The sequence below is a fragment of the Nocardia panacis genome (genome assembly GCF_003598715.1).
In the GTDB taxonomy this organism is placed as follows: Bacteria; Actinomycetota; Actinomycetes; order Mycobacteriales; family Mycobacteriaceae; genus Nocardia; species Nocardia panacis.
Genome location: NZ_QZFU01000016.1, coordinates 140,909 through 149,922, shown reverse-complemented (window position 1 = coordinate 149,922; position 9,014 = coordinate 140,909). Strand labels below are relative to the sequence as shown.

13 protein-coding genes are annotated in these 9,014 nt (G+C 66.0%); 5 read left to right on the top strand and 8 right to left on the bottom strand.

The genetic code is table 11. The annotated features are described in order from the left end of the window. The first annotated feature begins 367 nt into the window (after positions 1-367). Positions 368-946 carry a Uma2 family endonuclease gene (locus D5S18_RS08980; protein WP_120039369.1) on the top strand — a complete coding sequence of 193 codons (579 nt, stop codon included), beginning with the start codon at positions 368-370 and terminating at the stop codon, positions 944-946. A gap of 113 nt (positions 947-1,059) precedes the next feature. Continuing rightward, the gene (locus D5S18_RS08975; protein ID WP_239003634.1) at positions 1,060-1,659 is read left to right on the top strand and encodes a Uma2 family endonuclease; all 600 of its coding nucleotides are present in this window, start codon (positions 1,060-1,062) and stop codon (positions 1,657-1,659) included. 33 nt (positions 1,660-1,692) lie between these two features. On the opposite strand, the gene D5S18_RS08970 is transcribed toward D5S18_RS08975, so the two are convergent. The 3 genes from D5S18_RS08970 to D5S18_RS08960 form a co-directional block, all read right to left on the bottom strand. Further along, positions 1,693-2,226, bottom strand: a complete 534-nt coding sequence (locus D5S18_RS08970) for a hypothetical protein (RefSeq protein ID WP_120039367.1) — start codon at positions 2,224-2,226, stop codon at positions 1,693-1,695. A 187-nt stretch (positions 2,227-2,413) separates the two neighbouring features. Beyond that, on the bottom strand, positions 2,414-2,650 hold the full coding sequence (locus D5S18_RS08965; protein ID WP_147403910.1) for a hypothetical protein: 237 nt from the start codon (positions 2,648-2,650) through the stop codon (positions 2,414-2,416). Between the two features lie 127 nt (positions 2,651-2,777). Further along, positions 2,778-3,044 (bottom strand): GlsB/YeaQ/YmgE family stress response membrane protein, encoded by a 267-nt coding sequence (locus tag D5S18_RS08960; RefSeq protein WP_120040426.1) that lies wholly within the window; start codon positions 3,042-3,044, stop codon positions 2,778-2,780. Between the two features lie 108 nt (positions 3,045-3,152). Between D5S18_RS08960 and D5S18_RS08955 the strand changes: the two genes are divergently transcribed. Continuing rightward, a complete protein-coding gene (locus D5S18_RS08955) occupies positions 3,153-3,776 on the top strand; it encodes a LysE family translocator (protein ID WP_158607842.1) in 624 nt (207 codons plus the stop codon). An 8-nt stretch (positions 3,777-3,784) separates the two neighbouring features. Here D5S18_RS08955 and D5S18_RS08950 read toward each other — a convergent pair whose 3' ends face one another. From D5S18_RS08950 to D5S18_RS08930, 5 genes are all read right to left on the bottom strand, one after another. Further along, positions 3,785-4,585, bottom strand: coding sequence for a family 1 encapsulin nanocompartment shell protein (locus D5S18_RS08950; RefSeq protein WP_120039364.1), 801 nt, complete (start codon positions 4,583-4,585; stop codon positions 3,785-3,787). After that, positions 4,582-5,601 (bottom strand): Dyp-type peroxidase, encoded by a 1,020-nt coding sequence (locus D5S18_RS08945; protein WP_120039363.1) that lies wholly within the window; start codon positions 5,599-5,601, stop codon positions 4,582-4,584. Before D5S18_RS08945 ends, D5S18_RS08950 begins: the two co-directional genes overlap by 4 nt. 47 nt (positions 5,602-5,648) lie before the next feature. Then, complete coding sequence (locus tag D5S18_RS08940) at positions 5,649-5,978, bottom strand: cupin domain-containing protein (protein WP_120039362.1); 330 nt, start codon at positions 5,976-5,978, stop codon at positions 5,649-5,651. A 281-nt stretch (positions 5,979-6,259) separates the two neighbouring features. Then, positions 6,260-6,748 (bottom strand): dihydrofolate reductase, encoded by a 489-nt coding sequence (locus D5S18_RS08935; protein WP_120039361.1) that lies wholly within the window; start codon positions 6,746-6,748, stop codon positions 6,260-6,262. After that, positions 6,745-7,575, bottom strand: a complete 831-nt coding sequence (locus D5S18_RS08930; RefSeq protein WP_120039360.1) for a thymidylate synthase — start codon at positions 7,573-7,575, stop codon at positions 6,745-6,747. The genes D5S18_RS08935 and D5S18_RS08930 overlap by 4 nt, the downstream gene beginning before the upstream one ends. Before the next feature lie 15 nt (positions 7,576-7,590). Here D5S18_RS08930 and cobF point away from each other — a divergent pair, with 15 nt between their 5' ends. Together cobF and D5S18_RS08920 are read left to right on the top strand one after the other, a co-directional pair. Beyond that, a complete protein-coding gene (cobF, locus tag D5S18_RS08925; RefSeq protein WP_120039359.1) occupies positions 7,591-8,331 on the top strand; it encodes a precorrin-6A synthase (deacetylating) in 741 nt (246 codons plus the stop codon). An 80-nt stretch (positions 8,332-8,411) separates the two neighbouring features. Continuing rightward, positions 8,412-9,002 carry a Uma2 family endonuclease gene (locus tag D5S18_RS08920; protein ID WP_158607841.1) on the top strand — a complete coding sequence of 197 codons (591 nt, stop codon included), beginning with the start codon at positions 8,412-8,414 and terminating at the stop codon, positions 9,000-9,002. Positions 9,003-9,014: the final 12 nt, after the last annotated feature.

Genomic DNA, 9,014 nt, shown 5'->3' with positions numbered 1-9,014 from the left:
CGATTCTGCTGCGGCCGCGGCAATCATGCTGCGGCCGCGGCGTTCCTACTGAGGCAGTTGCGTTCCTACCGAGGCGGTAGCGATCCTGCTGGCGCAGTGGCGATCCTGTCGGCGCGGTGGTGATCCTGCTGGGCGGTGGTGATCCTGTCGGCGCGGTGGTGATCGCGCTGGGGCAGTGGTTGATCGTGCCGGCGCAGTGCATTTCGACGATTCGTGTGTGTGATAGCTGATGTGGATTGCCGAAAGCCGCTAGCGGCCCGGAGGTTCCGGGGTGGTCCGTCGTGCCGGTTGCGTGAGCCCTTCGATAGCATCATCGCGAATCGCTTGGGGACCGGCCCTGTGCGAGCGGGTCGGAGGTGGATTTGGCATGGCAATACCGATTCCGCGCACCGACCGCTGGACCAGCAAACATCTGGACGAGATGCCCGAGAACGGGCTGCGCTACGAGGTTTTGCACGGTCAGTTGGTGGTGACGCCCGCGCCCAGCCCGCGCCACCAGGTCATGGTGCACACTCTCGGCCGCGCCCTGGTCGAGGCGCTGCCCGACGAATACGAACTCGGCGTCGGCATCGGTGTGCTCATCGGCGAGGACGAACCGATTCCCGATCTCATCGTCACCTCCAGCGCCATCGATCCCGACGACTCCGGCGTCCCCGCCGAACAGGTCGTGCTGGCCGTGGAGGTCGTGGTCGAGGCCACCGCCGTCACCGATCGCATGATCAAACCCGTCGTCTACGCCGAAGCGGGCGTTCCCTACTTCTGGCGCTGCGAAATCCACCCCTTCAAACAAAGCCTCCCCGGCGAACTCCCCCCGGTCCTGTTCACCTATGTCCTAGGCCCCGAGGGCAGCTACGAACTGACCCACCGCATCTCGGTCGGCGAGACCGCCACCGTCTGCACCCCCTTCGAATTCACCCTCGATCCGGCCATCCTCATCCCCATGTGAGCAAATCCAGGCGAGATCAGGGATAACGCATTCGACGCGAAGCGGTCGCCGGGCTCAGCGGATAGAATCGCTTCGGAGAGTGAATCAGCCAACCGAGGTGGGAGGTGGTTTCCATGGCTATGCCGACACATGCCGCCGACTATCGTCGGCCGCGCGGCGGCTACTGGACAGCTGCCGACCTCGAGCACATGCCCGATGACGGATCGCGTTATGAGGTGTTGAATGGCCTACTCGTCGTGAACGTCGCACCCAAACCCCGGCACCAGGTGCTGATCAAGGGATTGGAGCGAGCTCTAGACGCGGCCGTTCCCTCCGACTGCTTCGCCGCGGTCGGTGTCGGTGTGCTGGTTGGCGACGACGAGCCGATTCCGGACCTCATCGTGTGCACGCTTCCGTTCGGACTCGACGATCGCGGCATTCCGGTCGATCAGGTGCGATTGGCGGTCGAGGTGGTATCGAAGTCGACCACTTTGCAGGACCACACCCTCAAACCGGTCTTCTATGCCGAAGCGGGAATTCCGAATTACTGGCGCATTGAGATCAATCCGTTCAAGGGTCAACTGCCGAATGAAGCGCTACCGGTCCTTTTCGCTTACGAACCGGGGGTCGACGGCAGCTATGCGCCGACCCATCGAGTATCCGCCGGGCAATCGGTGACGCTGCGAAATCCCTTCGAGCTCACCATCGATCCGGGAACGCTGCTGCCGTTCTGACCTTCGCGATTTCGCACCAGACAAGCGGCCGGATCAGCGGGTGGTCGGTGGGGCGATCTGCCAGTAGTGGTGCAGTGCGCCCGCGATCTCCGGAAGTACGGTGATGGGGATCTGTTTGTGGCGCAGCATCTCTCGTATCTCGGTGACCTGTTCGCGTTTGCGCAGATCGTATGCGCCCGCTACCGGACCGACGACGGGCGGGATGGACAGCAGGACCAGTTCGCCGTGTCGCTCATCGCCGCCCGCCAGATCCAGCGCCAGCGTCCAGCGCGCTCGCTCGTCGAGGGCGAAACGACCCGCCACCACCCGGTCCCAACCGATACTGTGCGCGGACCACGGATTGCGCCGAAAGATGCCCTGTTCGGTGAGCATCACGGAATCTCTGCCGAACAGGGCCGTCAAAGTGGCCACGCCCGCGACCAATCCGATGAGCAGACCGGTGAACAGCCGGTCGAAACCGAAGGCGGCCACCATCCCCGCACCGGCCGCGGCAACCACCAGCAACCCGATCGCGAGGTAGCCGAGCGCACGGCGAGCCGGCACCACACCCGCACAAACCTGCGTCATCCCGGCCTCCGTATCGAATTGGCAGGCGGGCGCGCCTGAGGTCGAATGCGCCTGCGACCCCGAACGTCGCGGCATCATCCCGCATTACGCTACTCCCGCCGCCACGACCCGGACATGTGCGAATGCTCACGTTCCCATACCCGCAGCGGGGTGAATCCGCCCGTATCGCAGGGCCATTCGCGAACGATCAGGCGTCCGAGGCAACCCCCGCCGTCGCCTCCTGCGGCCGCGCCTGCGCCTCGGCGGGCGGTGCGGCGGGCTCGCGGCGGCGCCGCCCCAAGGCGAAGAGTCCGACAGCCGTCGCCACGAAGATCGCGACATAGACTGCGGCCCGCACCGGATGCCAATTACCGGCCAGCAGCAGTGCCATGATCACCGCCTGCCCGACCAGCAACATTCCGGTATATGAGTGACGTCTACCCATGTCCGTCGATCATGCCGGCAACGGCCCGCGTTCGCATCGGGTCGGGAAGACCCAAATCCTATGGGCCGCAAACGCACTCGCCCGATCGCGCGAACGCGACCGGGCGAGGAGCCGTCGAGGTGGGCGCTCAGACGCGCGCACGCACGAATTTATAGACCAGCAGCAGGATGACCGAGCCGACGATGGCCCCGAGGAAGGCATGATTCACCGGCGGATGCACGCTGAACTTGTGCGGAGCGAAGACCAGGCTACCCACCGTGCCGCCGACATACCCGCCGATCACGCCGAGCACGATCGTGCCCAACCAGCCGAAATTCTCCTTGCCGGGGACGAGCAACCGGGCGATCGCCCCCGCGATGAGTCCGATGACGATCATCGAGATGATGCCCCACATGGTTCGCTCCTTCGTGTCGATGACGCGTGACCTGTACAGAATGCCGGACATCCCGGCAGGGGGAGCGACATTCTCCGGGCGCGTCGCGTGGTGGCTACCGTGGTGGGAGTGCTGCACTCACTACTCGCCTTCGCCCTTCCCGCGGCCCTGGTGATTCTCGCTCCCGGCCCGGATACCCTGCTCATACTGCGCAATACGGCGCGGGGCGGCCGCCGCGCGGGCGTGCTGACGAGTCTGGGCATCCTCAGCGGTCTGGCCGTCTGGATCATGGCGGCGGCCTTCGGACTCTCCGCCCTGCTGGCCGCGAGTCGCCTCGGCTACGACATCCTGCGCTTCGCGGGCGCGGCCTATCTGATCTGGCTCGGTCTGGCCGCTTTCGGGATGCGCCTCGGCCGCGGAAACCAAGAAGCCGAGCAGCCCGACCCCACCGGGCCGCTCGGCCTGCGCGCCACCTATCTGGTCGGCGTGCTGACGAATCTGCTCAACCCGAAGGTCGGCGTCCTGTTCCTGGCCTTCTTGCCCGCCTTCGTCCCGGCGGGCGCGACCTCGCTGACATTCTTCGCTCTCGGCGGGGTGTTCCTCGCCGAATCCATTGTCTGGCTGGGTGTTCTCGTGTGGGTCGCCGACCGCGCCGCACTCTGGTTGCGCCGCGCCACTATCCGCCGCCGGGCGGATCGGATCACCGGAACCATCATGATCGGCTTCGGTATTCGCCTACTTGCCGAGGCATAGCAGGATATTCAGGCTTCCAGCGCTACCGCGGCTTCGGCCGTGTAGGTGAGGAAGGTCAGGCTCTCCTGGAAGTACAGGTGCACCGACTCCGCGTCATGGGACAGGTAGCCGATCGAAAGATCCTGTCCCAGTTGCAGATCGAAGTCACCGCCGCGCGTGGTGAGCAGGAACGCGCCGTCGATGGCGGGCGCCCACACGATCTCGCCGCCAGGAATCAGCCGCTCGATCAGCGTGCGGATGGGATGGCCGTGATCGGAGGTCTCGCTGACCGCCGTGTACAGGTCGGCGCTGAGCGCCACCGAGTACGGCCCGTCCACACCCGCCAACCGCAGGGCGGACAGCGCCTGCGCGATCGCCTCCGGAACCAGCACCGGCTCGGTGGGTAGTTTGACGGGGCGATTCGTTGTGCCCGCGCGGATTCCGGTGATACCGGCCGCCGCGTAACCCTCGAAGATCGCCCGGTCCTCGGCGAAGGCGATGCGCTTGGCCGATTCCTTGACCGCGTCCAGATCCGTATCGCGGGCGCCGCGCTCCACATTGTCCAGTTCGTCGCGGGACAGTTTGAACGGCACCCGCAGTTCCACCAGCGGCGCCACCGCACGCTGCCGCGCCTGCACCCCCTCATCCGGGGCAGCGATCGAGGTCGTATAGCCGAGGCCCACCGCCGAATAGGCGGTGCCGTGCGGACCGGACAGGTCGACCAGGCGACGGCCCGCGCTGTGCCTGCGGAAGGTGCGGCCTGCCTCCTCCTCGATCAACGCCCATGCCTCGGCGGTGATCGGCGCGAGTTCGCGGTGCAGGTTGTTCATGGCTGCATACTCCTTTTCAACGTGCCGATACCGAGGGAACCGTCGGCGCGCGGATCGATGATCTGCTCCTGCGGCCCGCCCTCCGCTGTCGCGGGCTCGGGCAGCCGGTCGAAGAAGTCCTCGGGCGGGGTGAAGAACAGCGTGCCCGTGACGGCGGTGGAGAAATCCAGGATGCGGTCGTGGGAGGCCGCGTCGGTGCCTTCGAACATGCGCCGCAGCATGGTCTCTACCTTCTCCGGCGTCGAGGTGTATCCGACGAAGTAGGTGCCGAATTCGCCGTCGGCCACGCTGCCGAAGGGCATATTGGCGCGCACGATCTGCAACTGCGCGCCCGCCGCGTCGTAGACGGTATTCACCGCGACATGCGAATTCGGCGGTTTGATCTCCTCGGCCAGTTCGAAATCCTCGAGTTTGGTCCGGCCGATCACCAACTCCTGTTCGGCCACGGGCAGTGCCCGCCAGTCCGGCATGGCGTGCAGGTACTTCTGCACGATGACATAGCTGCCGCCCGCGAATTCCGGATCCTCCGGACCGATGACCGCCGCGCTGCCCGCGGCCGCGCCCTCCGGATTCTCGGTGCCGTCCACGAAACCGAGCAGGTCGCGCTGTTCGAAATAGCGGAAGCCGACGGTCTGGTCGACGAAGCGGGCCGCGCCGTCGAGGCGGTCGCCGAGGGCGGTGGCCAATTCGAAACAGGCGTCGTGGGTTTCGGCCTTGAGGTGGAACAGCAGATCGCCGGGGGTGGCGGGGGCTCGGTGCAACGGGCCGGCAAATCCCGGAAATTCGTGCAGCCCCGCCGGTTTCGGCCCGGCGAAAAGACGGTCCCACGCGGTCGACCCGATCGAGGTCAGGCAGGTCAGCCCCGCACCCGGCACCCGGAAGCCGACCGAGCGCCGCAGGCCGGGCAGGTCGGCGAGCAGGTCGCGGACCGTATCCGCACCGCCCGCGTCGATGGTCGCGACGAGGAACAGTGCCGCCGGTGTGAGCGGCTCGAGGATCGGCTGCGGCGCACCCATGTGGGCCAGCCTAGTAGGCGAAGCCGGCTATAGACCCGCGCACCCCGCTAGCGTTTGGCGACCGTCAGGAGGAAGGCCACATCGTCGACCGCCTTGACCGAGTGCCGTGCCATGGGGACCACGAGCAGATCACCCGCCGAACCCTTCCACTCGTTGGTGCCGCTGATCAGGGTGAGGGTGCCGGAGAGTACGAGCAGGGTGGCCTCGCCCGCATTGTCGTGTTCGGCCAGGGACTGTCCGGCCGTGAGCCCCACCACGGTCTGGCGCAGCGAATGGGCGTGGCCGCCGTAGATGGTTTGCGAACTGCGTCCGCTCGTGGCGGTCGCCGCCAGCTTCAACTGCTGGCGCGCCACCGCGGTGAGCGATTTCTTATCCATGGACCGCCTTTCGCAGGGCAGACCGGCCGGTTCCCGGCCGGTGCCGAATCGACATCGTCAATCGACGCCGCCCCTCGGGCGCGGTCCGCCGCGATGGGCAACGCGGGCTGGTATTCCTGGAGTATGCCCGACCGTTTCGCCCTTCGGGTCGGGTTTGCGCAGTCCGCCCTTGGCGCGGCGTGTTCGATTCCCGAATAGCGTTGTGCGCCCACATGAACGATGCTGAACATTTGCTGAATGCTCGAGTCTTGTTCGGTAACCGGACATTCCGGTGCGAGCTGTCAGTGCGCGCGGGTGTAGCGGCGGGTGCGGAAGCGCAACCCGCCACGCGATTCCCGCCACGGCTCGGGCGTGTCGGCCTGCCATTCCGGGCCGATCGCGGGGGCGAAAGCATCGCCATCCAGCTGCGCGTCCACCTCGGTGACCAGCAGTTCTGTGGCGAAAGGCATTGCCGCCGCGTAAATTTCGCCACCACCGGCGACCCAGGCGGTATCGCCCGCCAGCGCCAGTGCCTCGGCAAGCGAACCGGCCCGTTCCGCGCCGTCGGCCGACCAGTCGGCTTGACGGGTAACCACAATATTGCGCCGCCCGACCAGCGGCCGAAATCTCGGTGGCAGCGAATCCCAGGTCCGGCGACCCATCACCACCGGATGCCCCAGGGTGACCTCCTTGAAATGGGCCATATCCTCGGGCACCCGCCACGGAATGGTGTTCTCGAATCCGATGACGCCCGCCGGAGTCTGCGCCCAGATCAGGCCGACCGTTCTCACACCGCCACCGGAGCCGCGATCGCCGGATGATGGTGGTAATCCACGATTTCCACATCCTCGTAGCCGTAGTCGAACAGGGTCGGGGCCGGATGCAGCCGCAGGGTCGGGAACGGGTACGGATCGCGGGTCAACTGCTCGCGCACCTGCTCGACATGATTGTTGTAGATGTGCACATCCCCGCCGGTCCAGATGAAATCACCCGGCAGCAGTTCGGTCTGCTGGGCCACCATGTGGGTGAGCAGCGCGTAGCTGGCGATATTGAACGGCACCCCGAGGAATAGGTCCGCGCTGCGCTGATACAGCTGGCACGACAGCCTGCCGTCGGCCACATAGAACTGGAAGAACGCGTGGCACGGGGCCAGCGCCATCCGGTCCAATTCCGCGACATTCCAGGCCGAGACGAGCATGCGCCGCGAATCGGGATCGGTGCGCAGCGTCTGGAGCACCTGCGCGATCTGATCGATATGGGTGCCGTCGGGCGTCGGCCACGACCGCCACTGCACCCCGTACACCGGACCCAGTTCGCCGTGCGCGTCGGCCCACTCGTCCCAGATGGACACGCCGTGCTCGCGCAGCCACGCGATATTCGAATCGCCGCGCAGGAACCACAGCAGTTCGTAGACGATCGATTTCAGGTGCACCCGCTTGGTGGTGATCAGCGGAAACCCCTGCGACAGGTCGTAGCGCAACTGGTGACCGAAGATGCTGCGGGTGCCGGTGCCCGTGCGATCCGCCTTGGGGGTGCCGGAATCCAGCACCAAGCGGAGCAGGTCCTCGTACTGCGTATCGGTGGTCGCCACGTCTGACCACCTTACCGAGGCACGCATGGCAAGCTCTGGCGCATGCGCATGCTCTACGTGATCGGCATCGGTGCGGGCGATCCGGATCAGGTGACCGTGCAGGCCGTCAAGGCCATGCGCGAGGTCGAGGTCTTCTTCGTCATCGGAAAAGGCGCCGAGAAACAGGAACTGCTGGACGTGCGCGCGACCATCCTGCGCGAACACGCCACCCAACCGCACCGGATCGTCGAGATCGCCGACCCGCCCCGCGACCGCGATCCCGTCGACTACCGGCGCGCCGTCGCGGACTGGCACGAAGCCCGCTCCCTGCTGCTCGAACAGGCTTTCGTCGAAACCGAAGGCGTCGGCGGCATCCTCGTCTGGGGCGACCCGGCCCTCTACGACAGCACCCTGCGCCTGGTCGAACGCGTGCACGCCCGCGGCGTGTGCACCTTCGACTACACCGTCATCCCCGGCATCACCAGCATCCAGGCCCTCGCCGCCCGCCACCGCCAGGTTCTGCACCGCATCGGCGAACCCCTCTACATCACCACCGGCCGCAAACTCCGCGAAGAGGGCCTGCGCCACCCCGCCACCGTCGTCATGCTCGACGCCGACTGCGCCTTCACCGACCTCTGCGGCGACGATATCCACATCTGGTGGGCCGCCTACCTCGGCATGCCCGACGAAGTCCTCATCGAAGGCCCCCTGCGCAAGGTCGAAGACGAAATAGTCGACCTCCGCACCCGCCTGCGCGCCGAGAAAGGCTGGATCATGGACATCTACCTCCTGCGCCGGGGGTGACGGCCGTGCGCGCCGCTCATTCGACCTGCTGAGATGCGATGATGTGGTGGGGTTCGGATACGAACGGATGGAGACGCAGGATGACAGCCGAGTGGGTGCCCACCTCTCATGGCGAGCCGATCAGCGTGCGAGAATTCGATGCTTTGCCCGTCGATACCAGCCATCGTTACGAGATCGAGAATGGACTCTTGCTCGTGAACGCTCGCCCAGCACCGAAGCACAGTCGTGCGCTCAGCCGCACCGTCGAACAGCTCAATGCTCAGCTTCCTGAAGGGTGGGAGGCCTTCGCGGAAGTAGAGGCCGAGTTCTCGGGTCGATCACCCCGCCGAGTTCCCGACATCGTGGTGATTCCGGTCGAGGCGGCGGAACAGACCAGAATTCGCAGCGATCAGATCGCGCTGGCGATCGAGGTCGCCACGTCCGGTCAGTCCGCTGTGCGCGACTACATTGTCAAGTCACGTGAGTACGCGGCCAATAACATTGCCTGCTACTGGGTTATCGATCTCCTGGACGTCGACGGCGACGAAGTGGGGTTGACCATCTACACGTTGGAAGAGCCCGGCAAATACACCTACGGACCTCGGCTCTCCGGCACGGTGGTGGTGTCCGAGCCTTTCCCGTTGAAGCTGGATCTGAACGCGATCGTCGGGCAGCGGTCGGTGCGGCGCTGAGCTTCGCGAGGT

Coding starts and splice junctions, on each gene's coding strand:
- D5S18_RS08980 (WP_120039369.1), top strand. CDS start 368: ATGGCAATACCGATTCCGCGCACCGACCGCTGGACCAGCAAACATCTG.
- D5S18_RS08975 (WP_239003634.1), top strand. CDS start 1,060: ATGGCTATGCCGACACATGCCGCCGACTATCGTCGGCCGCGCGGCGGC.
- D5S18_RS08970 (WP_120039367.1), bottom strand. CDS start 2,226: ATGACGCAGGTTTGTGCGGGTGTGGTGCCGGCTCGCCGTGCGCTCGGC.
- D5S18_RS08965 (WP_147403910.1), bottom strand. CDS start 2,650: ATGGGTAGACGTCACTCATATACCGGAATGTTGCTGGTCGGGCAGGCG.
- D5S18_RS08960 (WP_120040426.1), bottom strand. CDS start 3,044: ATGTGGGGCATCATCTCGATGATCGTCATCGGACTCATCGCGGGGGCG.
- D5S18_RS08950 (WP_120039364.1), bottom strand. CDS start 4,585: ATGAACAACCTGCACCGCGAACTCGCGCCGATCACCGCCGAGGCATGG.
- D5S18_RS08945 (WP_120039363.1), bottom strand. CDS start 5,601: ATGGGTGCGCCGCAGCCGATCCTCGAGCCGCTCACACCGGCGGCACTG.
- D5S18_RS08940 (WP_120039362.1), bottom strand. CDS start 5,978: ATGGATAAGAAATCGCTCACCGCGGTGGCGCGCCAGCAGTTGAAGCTG.
- D5S18_RS08930 (WP_120039360.1), bottom strand. CDS start 7,575: ATGCGTGCCTCGGTAAGGTGGTCAGACGTGGCGACCACCGATACGCAG.
- cobF (WP_120039359.1), top strand. CDS start 7,591: ATGCGCATGCTCTACGTGATCGGCATCGGTGCGGGCGATCCGGATCAG.
- D5S18_RS08920 (WP_158607841.1), top strand. CDS start 8,412: ATGACAGCCGAGTGGGTGCCCACCTCTCATGGCGAGCCGATCAGCGTG.